Origin of the sequence: Bradyrhizobium sp., assembly GCF_049581145.1 — a bacterium.
Classification (GTDB): Bacteria; Pseudomonadota; Alphaproteobacteria; order Rhizobiales; family Xanthobacteraceae; genus Bradyrhizobium.
Genome location: NZ_JBAURI010000208.1, coordinates 1 through 15812 on the forward strand (window position 1 = coordinate 1; position 15812 = coordinate 15812).

General features: G+C 63.6%; 17 protein-coding genes and 1 pseudogene. 9 read left to right on the forward strand and 9 right to left on the reverse strand.

Translation table 11 applies throughout. The features are described 5' to 3' along the window. Window positions 1-640, forward strand: a 640-nt coding sequence (locus WCB02_RS06940; RefSeq protein WP_423957095.1) for a LysR substrate-binding domain-containing protein, incomplete at its 5' end; no start/stop codon positions are given. Window positions 641-893: 253 nt separating this feature from the next. Here WCB02_RS06940 and WCB02_RS06945 read toward each other — a convergent pair. Both WCB02_RS06945 and WCB02_RS06950 read right to left on the reverse strand, forming a co-directional pair. Beyond that, window positions 894-1154, reverse strand: coding sequence for a hypothetical protein (locus tag WCB02_RS06945; RefSeq protein WP_423957096.1), 261 nt, complete (start codon window positions 1152-1154; stop codon window positions 894-896). 47 nt (window positions 1155-1201) lie between these two features. After that, entirely contained in the window at window positions 1202-3184 is a 1983-nt protein-coding gene (locus WCB02_RS06950) for an alkyl/aryl-sulfatase (RefSeq protein ID WP_423957097.1), read from the reverse strand. Window positions 3185-3279: 95 nt separating this feature from the next. On the opposite strand from WCB02_RS06950, the gene uvrB reads away from it, so the two are divergent. Continuing rightward, window positions 3280-6531, forward strand: coding sequence for an excinuclease ABC subunit UvrB (gene uvrB, locus WCB02_RS06955; protein WP_423957098.1), 3252 nt, complete (start codon window positions 3280-3282; stop codon window positions 6529-6531). Window positions 6532-7027: 496 nt separating this feature from the next. Here uvrB and WCB02_RS06960 read toward each other — a convergent pair whose 3' ends face one another. After that, complete coding sequence (locus tag WCB02_RS06960; RefSeq protein WP_423957099.1) at window positions 7028-7291, reverse strand: hypothetical protein; 264 nt, start codon at window positions 7289-7291, stop codon at window positions 7028-7030. Window positions 7292-7386: 95 nt separating this feature from the next. Next, window positions 7387-7761: a DUF1236 domain-containing protein gene (locus WCB02_RS06965; RefSeq protein WP_423957100.1), complete on the reverse strand. Its 375-nt coding sequence runs from the start codon at window positions 7759-7761 to the stop codon at window positions 7387-7389. A 457-nt stretch (window positions 7762-8218) separates the two neighbouring features. Between WCB02_RS06965 and WCB02_RS06970 the strand changes: the two genes are divergently transcribed. From WCB02_RS06970 to WCB02_RS06995, 6 genes and pseudogenes are all read left to right on the forward strand, one after another. Then, on the forward strand, window positions 8219-8668 hold the full coding sequence (locus tag WCB02_RS06970) for a nuclear transport factor 2 family protein (protein ID WP_423957101.1): 450 nt from the start codon (window positions 8219-8221) through the stop codon (window positions 8666-8668). A gap of 170 nt (window positions 8669-8838) precedes the next feature. Continuing rightward, on the forward strand, window positions 8839-9114 hold the full coding sequence (locus WCB02_RS06975) for a hypothetical protein (protein WP_423957102.1): 276 nt from the start codon (window positions 8839-8841) through the stop codon (window positions 9112-9114). 187 nt (window positions 9115-9301) lie between these two features. Then, a pseudogene (locus WCB02_RS06980) lies at window positions 9302-9746 on the forward strand (nuclear transport factor 2 family protein). A 190-nt stretch (window positions 9747-9936) separates the two neighbouring features. Further along, complete coding sequence (locus WCB02_RS06985; RefSeq protein WP_423957103.1) at window positions 9937-10947, forward strand: hypothetical protein; 1011 nt, start codon at window positions 9937-9939, stop codon at window positions 10945-10947. A 278-nt stretch (window positions 10948-11225) separates the two neighbouring features. Then, window positions 11226-11636, forward strand: coding sequence for a hypothetical protein (locus WCB02_RS06990; RefSeq protein WP_423957104.1), 411 nt, complete (start codon window positions 11226-11228; stop codon window positions 11634-11636). Window positions 11637-11891: 255 nt separating this feature from the next. Beyond that, window positions 11892-12029, forward strand: coding sequence for a hypothetical protein (locus tag WCB02_RS06995; protein WP_423957105.1), 138 nt, complete (start codon window positions 11892-11894; stop codon window positions 12027-12029). A 68-nt stretch (window positions 12030-12097) separates the two neighbouring features. Here WCB02_RS06995 and WCB02_RS07000 read toward each other — a convergent pair whose 3' ends face one another. From WCB02_RS07000 to WCB02_RS07010, 3 genes are all read right to left on the reverse strand, one after another. Continuing rightward, window positions 12098-12241, reverse strand: coding sequence for a hypothetical protein (locus tag WCB02_RS07000; RefSeq protein ID WP_423957106.1), 144 nt, complete (start codon window positions 12239-12241; stop codon window positions 12098-12100). A gap of 193 nt (window positions 12242-12434) precedes the next feature. Further along, window positions 12435-12950 (reverse strand): MaoC family dehydratase, encoded by a 516-nt coding sequence (locus tag WCB02_RS07005; RefSeq protein ID WP_423957107.1) that lies wholly within the window; start codon window positions 12948-12950, stop codon window positions 12435-12437. Further along, on the reverse strand, window positions 12950-13411 hold the full coding sequence (locus tag WCB02_RS07010; protein WP_423957108.1) for a MaoC family dehydratase: 462 nt from the start codon (window positions 13409-13411) through the stop codon (window positions 12950-12952). Before WCB02_RS07010 ends, WCB02_RS07005 begins: the two co-directional genes overlap by 1 nt. A 168-nt stretch (window positions 13412-13579) precedes the next feature. On the opposite strand from WCB02_RS07010, the gene WCB02_RS07015 reads away from it, so the two are divergent. After that, complete coding sequence (locus tag WCB02_RS07015; protein WP_423957109.1) at window positions 13580-13873, forward strand: DUF4282 domain-containing protein; 294 nt, start codon at window positions 13580-13582, stop codon at window positions 13871-13873. A 122-nt stretch (window positions 13874-13995) separates the two neighbouring features. Here the strand turns inward: WCB02_RS07015 and ychF are convergent, their stop codons facing one another. Next, complete coding sequence (ychF, locus tag WCB02_RS07020) at window positions 13996-15093, reverse strand: redox-regulated ATPase YchF (protein ID WP_423957110.1); 1098 nt, start codon at window positions 15091-15093, stop codon at window positions 13996-13998. Between the two features lie 62 nt (window positions 15094-15155). After that, window positions 15156-15767 carry an aminoacyl-tRNA hydrolase gene (gene pth / locus WCB02_RS07025; protein WP_423957111.1) on the reverse strand — a complete coding sequence of 204 codons (612 nt, stop codon included), beginning with the start codon at window positions 15765-15767 and terminating at the stop codon, window positions 15156-15158. Between the last annotated feature and the right edge of the window lie 45 nt (window positions 15768-15812).

Below are 15812 nucleotides of genomic sequence, written 5' to 3' on the forward strand. Positions count from 1 at the left end.
TCGCGTGCTCACGATCGGCGTCGGGCCCACCTTTGCGATGCGCTGGCTGATCCCGCGACTGGCCGAGTTTCGGAAAGAGGAGCCCGACATCGAGGTCCGCATCGCCACCGGCGGTGCGGCGGCGCCGTTCGGCGATGACTGGAGTTGCGGCATCAAGCTCGGCTGCGGCGCCTGGCCGGGGCTTGTCGCCGAGCCGCTGTTCGCGGCCGACCTGCAGCCGGTATGCGCACCGAGACTGGCCGCGCCGCTGAAACGTCCGGCCGATTTAAAGGGACCGAACCTGTTGCGGGTCGCGCATTCCCCCGACGACTGGCCGTCATGGCTGGAGTCGGCCGGCGTCTCGCGCGTCACCGCGCGCGGGCCGGAGTTTCAGTTCTACGGCCAGGCGCTGCAGGCCGCCGTCGACGGACTCGGCGTCGCCATGGGCATCCGGCCCTATATCGACGACGACCTCGCCGCCGGTCGGCTGGTGGCGCCGTTTGCGCTCAGCGTACCCAAGGGCATGCGCTGGTACCTGGTCTATCGCAGTTTCCAGACCGAGCGGCGCGACTTCTCGGCGTTCCGGCGCTGGATCATTCGCACCGCGGCGGCGCCGTCCGTGCGTGGCGCATCAGTCGGCCGGCGCGAACGGCGCGGTTAGGCTGGAATATTTCTCGACGATCCGGAGTCTCGATCGAAGGTAAGGCCGCGCTTTGTCCCAGGCGTCGCCCCCACCGCAGTCCTTCTCATCAAGGGAAACACGCTCTCGTTCGAACCTCCAAGGAAAGCTCCAGCGATGCCCTGCTGGAGCTTTTTGGCGTCAAAGGCGCCCCCGACGCGGCGCGGTGACCGTCCTCGGCCAAATTCGCTTGCAAGATCGAACAGGCAAAAAAGGCGCCGATGTGTGAGACAGGTCACATCGCATCGCAGCATTTTGTGGTGGCCTCGACCCCGATCAGGAACGGGGTCATCTGATGATATCTAGCTATGACGGTTACGAGATCGAATCGTTCGAGGCCGGCCGAGGTTTGTGGCACGCGCGGCTCCGACGCTCGGATCTGACACCATTCTTCATCAATGGCAGTCCTTTTCCGACGCTTGAGATCGGCTTTGCCTGGCCGGACGAGGATTCGGCTATCGTGGACGCCAAAAAGCACATCGATCGCTGCAAGCATCGGTGGTCCAAGCCGGGCGATGCCCGCGCGGCCTGACCAGCTGGCTCCTACTCCACATTGGCCTTGAGCGGCTCGACGATCGCGAAATTCGCCGTGAACTCGTCGAGCAGGCCGAATAATTCACGCAGCTTCAGCGGATCGCCCGAGATCGACACGTCGCCGGTAGCCGCGCTGGCGGCGAACGAACGCTGCTTGGTCGAGATCGCGTCGAAGGCGGCGCGGGTCAGCTTGACCGAGGCATCGGCCCTGTCGTCGAGCGGCCCCATGCGATGGGTCAGCGCCGAGTTCTCCAGGTTCATGAGGTAGGTTTCATTGCGGTCGGTAAAAGTCCAGTTGATCACGATGTGCTTGCCTTCGGCTCGCGTCGCGTTCAGCCGGGTGGCGAGCGCATCGAAGGCGAGATCGATCGAGACGCCCTTGAGCAGCTCGGCATTGCTTCGCAGGGTTTGCGCCGGCGGTACGCCATGGCGCAATTCGGCCGCGCCGAGCAGATAGGCATTGCGCCAGGTCGCAGCCTCGCTCTGGTAGCCGAGCTGCTCCAGCGCGTCCGCGCCGAGCGCGCGCGCCTCCTTGTTTGCGGGATCGGCAAACACCAACTGGCTCGTCACGCGCGCGACCCAGCGATATTGCCCCGCCTTGAAGTCGTCGCGCGCGCGTTTCAAGATCGCGTCCGCGCCGCCCATATATTCGACCTGCTTGCGCGCCTCCTCGGCGCGCGGCAGCGGATCGAGATCGGCGGGATTGGCGTCATACCAGCCGAGATAGAACTGATAGACCGCCTTCGCATTGTGGCTCAGCGTGCCGTAATAGCCGCGCGCCGACCAGTCATTGGCGAGGCTAGCCGGCAATTTCAGCTGCTCGGCGATCTCGGTCGGCGTCAGGCCCTGATTGAGCAGCCGCACCGACTGGTCGTGGATGAACTCGTAGAGATCGCGCTGCTTCTTCAGATACGCAACGATGCGCGCATTGCCCCATATCGGCCAATGATGCTGCGCGATCACCGCGTCGGTCTTGTCGCCGTAGCGCGCGATGGCGTCGCCGATATAGCGCGACCACAGCCTGCCGTCGCGGATTTCCGCGCCGCGCAGCGTGTAGAGATTGTGCATATTGTGGGTGGTGTCTTCCGCCATGTCCAACAGTTTGAACTGCGGAAAGTACATGATCATTTCCGCCGGCGCCTCCGAGCCCGGCACCAGACGGAATTCGATCTCGACGCCATCGATATTGCGCGTCTCGAGATCCTGCTTGATCAGATCGTTGGGCGCGATCAGCGAGGCCGTGCCTTTCGACAGCGCCTTGCCGAGGCCGGTATCGATCTGGCCGCGATCGCCGATCGGCAGCGACGGGCCATACATATATTCCGCGCGGCGCCGCATGGCGTTGCCGGCAATCACGTTCTCGGCCACCGCATAGTCCATGAACTTGTCCGGCGCCAGCACCTTGACCTTGCCGGACGCCGCATCCTCCGCCGAGATCAGGCCGCCGGCGCCGCCGAAATGATCGATATGGCTATGGCTGTAGATCACGGCGACGATCGGCTTCTTTGGCCGATTCCTGAAATAGAGATCGAGCGCGGCCTTCGCGGTCTCGTTCGACAATAGCGTGTCGATCACGATCAGCCCGCTGTCGCCCTCGATGATGGTCATGTTGGAAATGTCGATGCCGCGCACCTGGTAGACGCGGCCGGTCACCTCAAAGAGCCCGTTGATCGCGTTGAGCTGCGCCTGCCGCCACAGGCTTGGATTGACGGTCGCCGGCGCCTCGTTCTTGCCGAGGAATGCGTACGGCTTGGTGTCGAACGCCGGCCCTTGCGGCCCTGCGACTACGCCGTCCGGCAAGGTGGCGATGAAGCCGCGCCTGGCGTCGTCGAAATCGGCGCGGTCGGCGAACGGGAGCGACTTTGCAAAGGCTTCGTTGGCCGCGCGGGTGGCGGGTTCGGCGTTCCCGGATTGTGCTGCCAACTGCTGACAGGGCAGCACCCATGCGCCCGATGCGGCCAGCAGCATTACCATCTTGCGAAGACCGGTCATCGATATCCCTCTCCAGTTCCGCGTGCGAATCACGCGCGCTTTGCGTACAGGCTTTAGCTCTTTCATGTCCGCCGGACTCGTCCCATATTCCGCCCATGGCGAAGAATCCAGACGCTCCGCGAAAGCCCGGCAAGACCCCGAAATCCAAAACGCCAAATTCCAAGGCGTCTCGACCCGAGGTTCAGCCGATCGGGCCGGCGCTTGCCGAATTGCTCAATCCCGCGATCAATCGTGGCGATGCCGGTCTTGGTTCGGGCACCGGCCTGCAGCCGCCGCCGGACAATTCCTGGGACCGCCGCGCCGGCGGCGAGGCCGCCGCGCACCGCGCCAGGGCGTCGACCAAAGGCACGAGCGAGGATGTGGCGAAGCGCGACGTGTCCACGAAATCCGATGCCTCCTCCCTGCCTCCCGCCGCGCCCGGAGCGCGTGGCGGAGGCGAGACGAGCGAAGCTCGCTCTGAGGGCCCGGGGGTGGGGGGTGCTTCGACAGGTTCGGTGCCAGATCGAGAGCGAGAGCTCGCGGCGCCACCCCCCAGCCCCGACCCTTCCCCGCCGCTTCGCGGAGGGAGGGGAGAAGCGAGTCCCGGCCTCGACGAAGCCCCGCAAGCCAATTACGGCACCGCCGCGACCATCCCAACGCTCGATCCCGAGCTGGCGCGGCAGCTCGGCCTGCCCACCGCGGAAGACGACGAGGAGGCGCTGGCGCGTCCACCGCGCAGCAAGATGGAGGCGCTTGGCGTCAGGGCTACCGCGGAGGCGCTGGAAAGCCTGATCCGCGAGGGCCGTCCTGAATTCAAAACCGATGACGGCGCGCTGAAAGTCTGGACGCCGCATCGGCCGCCGCGCCCGGAAAAATCCGAAGGCGGCGTGCGCTTCGAGATCAAGTCCGAATACGAGCCGAAGGGCGACCAGCCGACCGCAATCGCCGAGCTGGTCGAAGGCATCCAGCGCAACGACCGCACCCAGGTGCTGCTCGGCGTCACCGGTTCCGGCAAAACCTACACCATGGCCAAGGTGATCGAGGCGACGCAGCGCCCGGCGCTGATTCTCGCGCCGAACAAGACGCTGGCCGCGCAGCTCTATGGCGAGTTCAGGAGTTTCTTTCCCGACAACGCGGTCGAGTATTTCGTCTCCTATTACGACTACTATCAGCCCGAAGCCTATGTGCCGCGGACCGACACCTACATCGAGAAGGATTCCTCGATCAACGAGCAGATCGACCGCATGCGCCACTCGGCGACCCGCGCGCTGCTGGAGCGCGACGACGTCATCATCGTCGCTTCGGTGTCCTGCATTTACGGCATCGGCTCGGTCGAGACCTACACCGCGATGACGTTTGCGCTGAAGAAGGGCGAGCGCATCGACCAGCGGCAGTTGATCGCCGACCTCGTCGCGCTGCAATACAAGCGCACTCAGGCCGATTTTACCCGCGGCACCTTCCGGGTGCGCGGCGACGTCATCGACATCTTTCCGGCGCACTATGAGGACCGCGCCTGGCGCGTCAATCTGTTCGGCGACACGGTCGAAAATATCGAGGAATTCGATCCGCTCACCGGCCACAAGCAGGATGAGCTTGAATTCATCAAGATCTATGCCAATTCGCATTATGTGACGCCGCGCCCGACCTTGGTGCAGGCGATCAAGGCGATCAAGTTCGAGCTGAAGCAACGGCTCGACCAGCTCCACGACCAGGGACGATTGCTGGAGGCGCAGCGGCTGGAGCAGCGCACCACCTTCGATCTCGAAATGATGGAGGCGACCGGCAGCTGCGCCGGCATCGAGAACTATTCGCGCTATCTCACCGGCCGCCGTCCCGGCGAGCCGCCGCCGACCTTGTTCGAATACGTCCCCGACAACGCGCTGGTGTTCGCCGACGAGAGCCACGTCACCGTGCCGCAGATCGGCGGCATGTTCCGCGGCGATTTCCGGCGCAAGGCGACACTCGCGGAATACGGCTTCCGGCTGCCCTCCTGCATGGACAACCGCCCGCTGCGCTTCGAGGAGTGGGACATGATGCGGCCACAGACGGTCGCGGTGTCGGCGACGCCGAGCGGCTGGGAATTGAACGAAAGCGGCGGCGTGTTCGTCAAGCAGGTGATCCGCCCGACCGGGCTGATCGATCCTCCCGTTGATATCCGTCCCGCCCGCACCCAGGTCGACGATCTCGTCGGCGAGGTCCGCGCTACTGCTGCGGCCGGCTACCGCTCGCTGGTCACGGTGCTGACCAAACGCATGGCGGAAGATCTCACCGAATATCTGCACGAGCAGGGCATCCGCGTGCGCTACATGCACAGCGATATCGACACGATCGAACGCATCGAGATCATCCGCGATCTGAGACTGGGCGCGTTCGACGCGCTGGTCGGCATCAACCTGCTGCGCGAAGGCCTCGACATTCCCGAATGTGCGCTGGTCGCGATCCTCGACGCCGACAAGGAAGGGTTTCTGCGCAGCGAGACCTCGCTGGTCCAGACCATCGGCCGCGCCGCGCGCAATGTGGACGGCCGGGTGATCCTCTATGCCGACCAGATGACCGGCTCGATGGAGCGCGCCATCGCCGAGACCAACCGCCGCCGCGAAAAGCAGGTCGAGTACAACACGCTGCACGGCATCACGCCGGAGAGCGTCAAGAAATCGATCGGCGACATCCTCAACTCGGTCTATGAGCGCGACCATGTGCTGGTCGAAGTCGGCGACGGCGGCATGGCTGATGATGTGATCGCGATCGGGCACAACTTCGAAGCCGTGCTCGCCGATCTCGAAACAAGGATGCGTGAGGCCGCCGCCGATCTCAATTTCGAGGAAGCCGCCCGCCTGCGCGACGAGGTCAAGCGCCTGCGCGCGACCGAGTTGGCGGTGGTCGACGATCCCACCGCGAAACAGCGCACCGTGCAAGGCAAGGCCGGCGCCTATGCCGGCGCCAAGAAATATGGCGAAGCCGCCAACCTGCCGGCAAGCGCGATGAAGAAGAGCGGTGGCGGCGCACGCGGCGCAGCCCGCGGGGATTTTTCAGCATCGCTCCGCGCGCCCGGCGCTTCCTCCCCCTCCCCCCTTGCGGGGTCCGAGGCGAGCGAAGCTCGCTCTCGTGGTCGGAGTGGAGGATCCATGAGTCCCACCCCCTCCAAAGTCCACAAACCCCACCTCGATGAAATGCATGGCCCGGAATCCCTGCCCTTCCGCCCAACCCGCCCGCTACCGCGCAGGCCGTCCTCAGACGGACCAGCGCCCGGCAGCGGGAGCAAGATTTTCCAGCCCACCGACTCCCGTCAATCCGGCCCCGAATTCGGTCCCGCGCCGCGGTCGACGGGTGGCGCGCCGGGGAAACGCGGTGGATGGAAGAAGAGGTAGCGTACTCGGACCCTTGGACGTGCATGTGTGACGACGAATGCCCGCATTGCGGCGCTCCCGGCCGACAGCGACGATCCGCCCGAGCTCGTTGAGCGCGGCAGCAGTGAATTCGTCGTGCTGCGTTCACCTGACACGGCCGGGCACGATCCTGACCATCGCTAGCGTCGCCGCTTTGTGTCACGAGAGAACGCAGAGGAGTTTCTGGCGTCGGTCGACACCGAATAGGCCGGCATTCCGGGGCGGTCCGCAGGACCGAGCCGGGAATCTCGATGTTACGGGCTCGCGCTACGCGCCCCCGCAACGACGCGAACGGCATGCGCCGGAATGACAATCGTCTTGGCTGTTTGAAAAGTGACGCTGGTGCGCCCACGGTGGCTTGCACAAACGTCTGTGGCCGGGACAAGGCCCGGCCATGACGTAGAGCGTGGCGCTTGTCCGCAGCTTCGCGAGCCGCAACTCAACGGCGCGCAATGACCAGGGCTTGCGCCTCGGCCGCTTACATCCTGCTCTGACCGGTGGTCTGGTCGTGCATCTGCTGGTCGCGCTGCGACTGCTGCTGCCGGTCCCGGTCCTGCTCGTTGGCGCGGTGATGGCCGATGGCGCAGCCCGCGGCTGCTCCCAGCATGCCGTGATGACCGGCGAAGTGACCGGCGACGCCGCCGACAATGGCGCCCTTGATGCAGCCCTTGGCATCGGCCGGGGTGGAGGCGACAGAAGCCAGCGCAAGCGCGGCGACGGATAGTGTGATCAGGGTTTTCATGATGCGTGTCTCCGGATGTTTTGGATATCTCGCATCACTAACCGCCGCCGCGCGCCGGGGTTCCGTAGGCCGGTTCCGGTTTATTTCTCACGCGGCTACTTGTTCACGACATCCGCGATCTTGCGGTCGGACGGATTGACGATCAGCACCTTGTCCTGCGTCATCGCGTAGCGGTACGGCCTCACCGCCGGCACATCGCGCGCGGCCTGCCGCGGCAGCGGGTAGGTGCTGATCGACGACGGCACCGCCTCGCCGACCTGGGCATTAAAACCCTGCGGCGCGGTCTGGTTGGAGGCATGGCGGCTGACATCCTTGGCGATCGTTTGCTGCTGATTGCCCGACAGGGCCAGCGTGTCGCTGGTATTGGCCATGCGTTCCGAACGGGCCGACATGTGGCTGGCCGCGGACGCGGCCGTGGCGCCCGACAGCGCCAGAACGGCGGCGAGCGCGAGCGAAGCGGAATTCTTCATTGGCTTGGTCTCCTTGGAAGGTCCGGTTTTAGAACGTGGAAGTTCAGGACAGCGTCGCCCTACCAAGAAAACCGGCCGGGGAAGCCGATGTTTCATTAAATCGTCAACCGACGCCGACGCCGCACGCGACAAACCGCCACGTACCGCGGGGGTATTCCGGCAACGGCGGAGCGTTGGACGCAGCGGACCGCGCTTCGCCGTGCGGCGACTTGCCGACGGATAAGTCGGCTATCGGTGGCGGGAGCACGGCGAACGACCGCGGCTCTTCCAGATTGAAGAAATACGCGGAAGACCAAAGTGCGCGCATCATATGCACAGCTTATACGTGCAATGAACCTTCATCGATTTCGTTGTACCAAAGAGTTGCATCTTGCGGGTCTTGCGCCATGGACTGGATCGCAATTCGGCTGACAATGAAATGCTGATTGCCCTCGGCGCAATTACGTGCGGAGAATGAATGGTCGAGAGTCTCAATCGCCGGCGCGTGCTGAACTTTCTCGACACGTTTTCCTCGGGCGACATCGAAGGAGCACTGGCGCGGTGCAGCGACGACATTGATGTCTTCGCCAGCGCGCCGACGGATATCCTGCCGCATCTGGGCCGCCGTCGCGGCAAGACCGAGCTTCGCACCATGTGGAGGATCGTGCATTCCCGCTATCACGACATTCGCTACCAGGTACCGATCATCGTCACCGAGGCCGACAAGGTCGCGGTGAGCCTCCGCGCCTTCCTCCGCAAGCGAGGCAATGACCGCACCGTGCAATTCGACATGGCGGCGTTCTATACGCTGCAGGAGGGCCGCATCAGCCGTATCCGCGAGATCATTGATACGTTCGACCTGGTGCAGCAGGTACTGGAACGCGACATCGCAGCCGCGCTGACCGGAAAGAGCTCCGACGGGGACTAGTCGCTGCTTTGCGAACCGCGATTACAAGCTTCGCTGCACGGCGAATACATCCGCGCTTTATTTGACGAATCGCGTTGAACCTCCATTCGGCCTGCAGCGACCCATCACAGGAATTAGCAGATCAGCTTTTTCCGAATGCTTGTTCTGGATATTTGGCGAATATTTCAGTAATGAAAATTGTGTTGCTTGCTGTGCTGGGTCTGATCCTCGGGGCGCTCGGGGGCGCCGCAGTTGGCGTCGGGGTCGGACTGGCCTGGGTCGAGATCTTCAAGACCAGCGATTTCGAGGGCTATGGCGGGATGCTGGTGTTTTTCACCTTCATGCCGCTCGGCGCCATGATCGGCGGGCTCGGCGGCGCCTTCGTGTTCGGCGTGCTCGCCTTGCGCGACAGCGAGATCGCGATCGAGCGGGAACAAATGCACTCGCGCGACAACGGCGCCTGCTGATTGCTGCCGATCCTGCCGCATCCGAGCAATGCAAATCTGCCCCTTGCATCCGCGATCAATCGAACTACTTCGGGCTACAAATTCAGGGTGCAGCAACTTGGCCGGACGTCGCACATGAGTTCGGTCGCCACTGGCGTCTATCGCGGGACGGTTGCTCAGAACTCACGGTTCAGGATCAATAACCATCATGACAGAGCACAGCCTCTGGCGTTTTTTTCGCGTGCGCCGCATCGCGCGAATCGATGAACGCCAGTTCGAGGATTTCGATGCCCTGATCGACGACGGCGTCGCTTGGGCGATCTATGGGCCGATCGACATGTTTCCGTTTTTCGGCGCGCGGCGCGGCAAGGAAGCGGTGATCGACGTGGTCCGGCGTATCGCCGACAGCATCCGGGTGCACCGCTTCGAGCGCGAGACGGTGATGCTCGCGGCCGATTTCGGCGGCGTCGATGCTGCGCTATTCGTTGACCACGCGCAGCTCCGACAAGCCGATTTCGATGCGGGTTGCACATTTCGCGCAGTTCAGGGACGGCCGGCTGCGCAGCATCCACGTCGTCGTCGACACTTTCGACCTGGTCGAACAGGTGCTGGGCCACCCGATCAATCTGCCGAGGATGACATCGATCGCATGACGCCCTCGCAAGCGAGGAGCGTGCGCGGCGAAGCAGTCCGGCCACCAGCCCCGCCGGATCTGCTTCGTCCAACGGGCGGCGCCTGGCGCCGACCCGTTGGCGCGCTTGTGATGGCGGCCTGGGCATCGCCTGTCGCAATTTTGCGCTGGAATTTCTATAGGATTCGCCTATCAATCATGCAGGCTCGGTCATGATTTCCAGAACAACAAACTACAGCGCGATGGTGCTGGCGGCGGGCTTCAGCCTGGGCGTGGCGCTGCCAGCTTTTGCTCAGACGGCGCAGCCGCGCGATCTCTTATGGGAAAGTCTGCAGGCACAAGACCAGCAACAGACCGAGCAGCAAGGCCCAGACGCTTCGAAGGATCAAGACGCCTCGAAGGATCCAGACGCTTCGAAAGATGTCTCGGCGCCGACGGACGCTGCCGCGGCTGACGCCGACGATCCCGACATGAAGGATATCGACGTCAGCAAGCTGGACTGGAGCCAGTTGAAGGTCGATCCGTCCACTCTCCCGTCCGGGCTCGCCGCAAAGGCACGTTCGGCGCCGGATGCCCTGGCGAGCACGCCCGGCAGTGATTTGGCCTGGTCGGCGAACGATAAGCCGAACGGCGTCTCGAACGTCTCGGTGAAACAAGCGGTGTCGCCGTTCCTGGACACCCGCGTCGGTGCCGACATGACGGTCACCCACGAGCCCACCACGATGTCGGAACTGTTGGCGGAAAAATCAGCCAACGGCGGCAGCCTGCCGCAATCCGGCGGCACAGCCTGGGCCGCGGTCACCGCGGCCGGCGCTGGAGAGGTCTGGGACAAGACCGCGGTCGAGGCCCGCGTCGACCCCAATACGGAGCAGAGCAAACTCGGCACCACCCTCAGCAAACAGGTCCCGCTCGACCAGCAATATTCGGTGACGCTGCAGAACGGCCTCAACATGACCCAGCAGGGCATCGTGCCGGTACCGGGCGTGGTCGCGCGCCCGACCCGCGCTTACGCAACCGATCAGTCCGCGCAGTTCAGTGTCTCCGACACCGGCACCAGCATCACTGCCGGCCAGACACTGTCGTCCTCCGAAGACAAATGGCTGCGCAAGGTCGGCGCCGAGCAGAAACTGTTCGACGGCGTCAGCGTTTCCGGCTCGGTCGCGGAAACATCTCAGGGCACCACCAGCAAGAGCATCACCGCGGAATTCAAGAAAAGCTGGTAATCATCGAGCAGCCGCTCTTCTGGTTGAATGTGGATGTCCGCTGGACTCAGGCTCGATGCTGCACCGTTTTTGAACACCTTTCGCGCGAACTGGTATATTGGTCCGCGCGCGCAGGCGAAATTCTGGCTTGCGCGTTCAAATCCGGCAAATGATCGAGCATTGCCGCATCTTGGCCGCGATGTGGCCAAAATCGGCCGCCCTGATGGCCCGGCTTGTAGTGGTTTTCATCTCGTCGTGCGGGGGACAAACTCGTGCAGCGCGAAACAAAGGAACAGGCGATGAACGTCATTCGTCCGGAAAAAGCCGAATCTGAAACCGAGGTGGAAGGCGCGGTGTCAGAAGTGGAAGCCGGCATCCGCGATTTCGTGCGCAACGATATTGCTTATCTGCGCCGCCCGCCCGCGCTGAACGGCGCGGAGCCGGCGCTCGACGTGAACGCAGACGCTGCGGTCACCAACGTGAACTCGCTGATTCAGCGCGTTGCCGGCAACTCACTGGCGGAAATTGAAAACCTGATTTCCGAACTGGAATCACTTCGCGACGTGCTGCACGCGGAGGGCCAGCGCGTCCAGCGCGAGATTTCCGGCTATGCCCAGCTCAGCCAGGCCGCGATGAAATCGACCCGTATGATCGCCGACAATGTCGCGCAGTGGAAGCGCGCCGCTGACGGCCTGCGCAACGGCGGCTAGTCCGCCTCACGTCACGCCGCCGCGTGACCGCGCGGCGGCGTCGACTTGAAACCACCGCGCCATCACCCCGGAGGGTGATGATGGCATCATCCGATCGTTCCGATTCCACGAGAGCCAGCGCGCCGCAGAACGGGCCGCGCTGGTTTCGTAGGAAATAACCACATCACGCGTATCGCACCGGCTTGAACTTTGCGGCTGTGACCTGCGAGCGGAGTCAGGCGCCGCGGCCGGCGCGCCCCGGGGGAAGCAATCTCAATGGCAAGCATTCAGCAGGACAATACCGACCCACTCCCATTGCGCGCGTCAACGCCCGGGATGGGAACGCTCGTGCTGCGGTTTGTCGGATTGTTGTTCCTGGCCATTGCCGTGCTGGCGTTGATCTGGAACCGCTGATTCCGCTCGGCCGTCGTCAGTCAGACGGGCCACACACGATCTGCGCGTATGGTCAAGGAAATCTCAACCTACCGGCTTTCGATCGGCGCGTTGTCCAGCGTATAGACGCCGTCGGCGTAGCCCTTCACCACCATCGCCGTGGTCAGCATCACCGCCACCGTCACGGTTGCGAAAATGAAGCCCAGCAATTTCAACCCGCCGTGATCCGTCATCGTCATTCCCCGCCATGATCCCGCCCGGCACTATGGCAGGCAGTTTGTTCAAAATGCGTTAGCAAAGGAATCGTTCCGCGACATCGCCGTGCGGAAGCACCAGCTTAATGGTCTGGTAACTACTTTTCCAATCAGGCGTGCCTTATGCGCAACGGTCGTTGCGAGATGCGCGAGCGACCAGGCGATCCGAGCTTCATCGCCTCGCAGGGCCGGGCATCGGGCGCATGTTCGAGCCCGCGTTACGCCGCGGCACGAACGCGGTCCCGAGAAACGAGAACACCAGTTCGCCGCGCTGATTGGTCCCGGTGTTGCGGACCTGCAGGATTCCCCATTCGGGGCGCGAGTCGGAGGTCCGGCGCGATTCGACTTCGCTTGCGAAGCTGATGGTGTCGCCGGCCAGCACCGGCTTGATCCAGCGCAGTTCGCGGAAGCCGGGCGAAGGCCCCCACACCGCGACCTGCTCGCCGCGAGCGGCGGCATCCCGCGCCTGCCGCTGGCTGTCGGTCACCATCACCTTCATATAGGCCGAGCCGACATGCCAGCCCGACGCGGCCAGGCCGCCGAACAGCGACTTGCGGCCCTCCTCCTCGTCGATGTGGAAACGCTGCGGATCGAATTGCGCGGCGAATTGCCTGATCGCATCCGCGGTGAAGGTGAACGAACCCAGTTCGCGGCGGTCGCCGACTGCGATGTCCTCGAAGAAACGCATCAACCGGCCTCGTCATCGCGGGCGCGCCGGCCGATGATGATCGGTGAAACCATCTCACACAGCATCTGGTCAGCCGCGTTGCGGATCACGCATCTGAACGTCACGATCCCGGTGGTGGGCCGGCTCTTGGACACGCGTGCCTCGATGACGTCGACATCGAGCATGAGATCATCTCCCGGCCGCAGCGGTGCAAGCCAGCGCAATTCACTGACGCCGGGCGAGCCCAGCGAAGCGGCTTTGACGATGAAGCCGTCGCACATCATCCGCATCATGATCGAGCACAGATGCCAGCCCGATCCGGCAAGGCCCTGCAGCATGGAATTCCGCGCGGCCTCCTCGTCGAGATGCATCGGTTGCGGATCGAACTCGGCCGCAAATGCCAGGATCTCCTCGCGCGTGACATGGCGCGGTCCGAATGTGCCGAGACGTCCGGGCGGAAAATCTTCGTAGGTCAGGGTCATCTTGACGAATTGCCGATGGGAAGCCCGATTGTGGCCGCACTTTGAGGCAATCTCAACCCGCCCGCTCGCATGTCCGTGCTACAAATTTGCCCGGATTGCCGTTCCGAGCTAGGGCCTGTGTCGGCTGGATTCGGACGTAGCGCTTGCGCGCTTTGCTGGGGGAAGAGGATGTTTGACTTTCAGGATCTATTCCAGTGGGACCGTTTCATTACCCCCACCATCATCAAGCCGTTCTACTGGCTGGTGATTGCGCTGATCTCGCTGCTCGGCCTGTCCGGAATCTTCAGCGGCCTCGCCACCATGGCGGTCAGCCCGTTCGGCGGCTTTCTGCTGCTGCTCTCCTCGATCGCCAGCACGATTGTGGGAATCGTGTTCTCGCGCATCCTCGCCGAGTTCATCCTGATCGTGTTTCGCATCAACGAACACCTCGGCGCCATCCGCGATCAGGGTGGGATGCGGTAAGCTGCCCAGACATACGACCAGGGATTGTCGCGGAGAGTGTGGCGCAATTACGCCGTGCTCACCAATATCGATCCAGCCGTCTCGGCCCTTCTGGTAAGCGCGCCTGCACCCGACCTGCACGATCAGTTGTTGAACCGGAAATGCATCACGTCGCCGTCTGCGACGACGTAGTCCTTGCCTTCCAGTCTGAGTTTGCCGGCATCGCGCGCGCCGGCCTCGCCGCCGAGCGCGACATAGTCGGCATAGGCGATGGTCTCGGCGCGGATGAAGCCCTTCTCGAAGTCGGTATGGATCACGCCTGCCGCCGCCGGCGCCTTGGTGCCGCGGTGAATGGTCCAGGCCCGGGCCTCCTTCGGCCCCACGGTGAAATAGGTGATGAGGTCGAGCAACTGGTAGCCGGCGCGAATCAGCCGGTCGAGGCCGGCCTCCTCCAGGCCCAAGGTCTGCAGGAACTCAACCCGCTCCTCGCGCGACAGCGTCGCGATCTCCGATTCGATCTTGGCCGAGATCACCACCGCGACCGCGCCTTCCTTCTTGGCCTGCTCGGACACCTGCCGGGAGAAGCTGTTGCCCTCCTGGGCCGCGCCTTCCTCGACATTGCAGACGTAAAGCACGGGCTTCGATGTCAGGAGTCCCAGCATGCCGAAGGCGCGCTCTTCCTCCAGCTTCCGTTCCAGGAGCCGCGCCGGCTTGCCGTCGCGCAGCAGCACCAGCGTCCTGTTGACGAGATCGAGCTGCTCCTTGGCGTCCTTGTCGTTGCCCTTGGCTTTCTTGGCGAGGTTCTCGACGCGCTTCTCGAGGCTGTCGAGATCGGCAAGCATCAACTCGGTCTCGATGGTCTCGATATCGGCGAGCGGAGCGATCTTGCCTTCGACATGGGTGATGTCGGCATCCTCGAAACAGCGCACCACATGCGCGATCGCGTCGACCTCCCGGATGGTGGCGAGAAACTGGTTGCCGAGGCCCTCGCCCTTGGAGGCGCCGCGCACCAGGCCCGCAATGTCGACGAAGGTCAGGCGGGTCGGGATGATCTGTCCCGATTTGGCGATGCCAGCGAGCTTGTCGAGCCGCGGATCGGGAACGGCAACTTCACCGACATTGGGCTCGATGGTGCAGAACGGATAGTTCGCCGCCTGCGCCGCCGCCGTCTCGGTCAGCGCATTGAACAGCGTCGATTTGCCGACATTGGGCAGCCCGACGATTCCACATTTGAATCCCATTGCATCCTCGGTCTCTGATGTCGCTCGCGCCCGCGCTGGCCCCGGCTACGACGATGGAGAAGTCAGTCCGGCTTCTCGCTGCTATCGTCCTTGTCGAAAAACCCCTTCGCCTGCATCGCCAGATGCACCTTGTTCTGGAATGTCGAATCTCGGCCCTTTGCCAGCAGCGCCGCATTGTCGGCGACTGCTTCGCACAGCGCCGCGACCCAGGGGCCATCGGACTTGGCGAAATCGGCCAGCACATAGGCGTGAACCAAATCCTTGATGCCGGGATGGCCGATCCCGAGCCGCACGCGGCGATAGTCGTTGCCGATATGCGCTGAGATCGAACGCAGTCCGTTATGACCGGCGATGCCGCCGCCGACCTTGACGCGAAGCTTGGCCGGCAGCAGCTCGAGCTCATCCTGAAACACGGTGACCTCGCCCGCGCCCAGCTTGAAGAAACTCGCCGCTTCCTGCACCGCGCGCCCCGACTCGTTCATGAAGGTCGCGGGCTTGAGCAGGATCACCCGCTCGGAATCGAGCGCGCCTTCCGAGGTCTCGCCCTGAAAACGCCGGCGCCATGGTGCGAAACCATGACGCCGTGCAATTTCATCGACGGCCACAAAGCCGATATTGTGCCGGTTGCGCGCGTACTTCGCGCCGGGATTGCCGAGGCCGACAAAGAGCAGCATGACGCGGCATCCCGCGTCCGCTTACTTCTTCTTGTCGCCGCCACC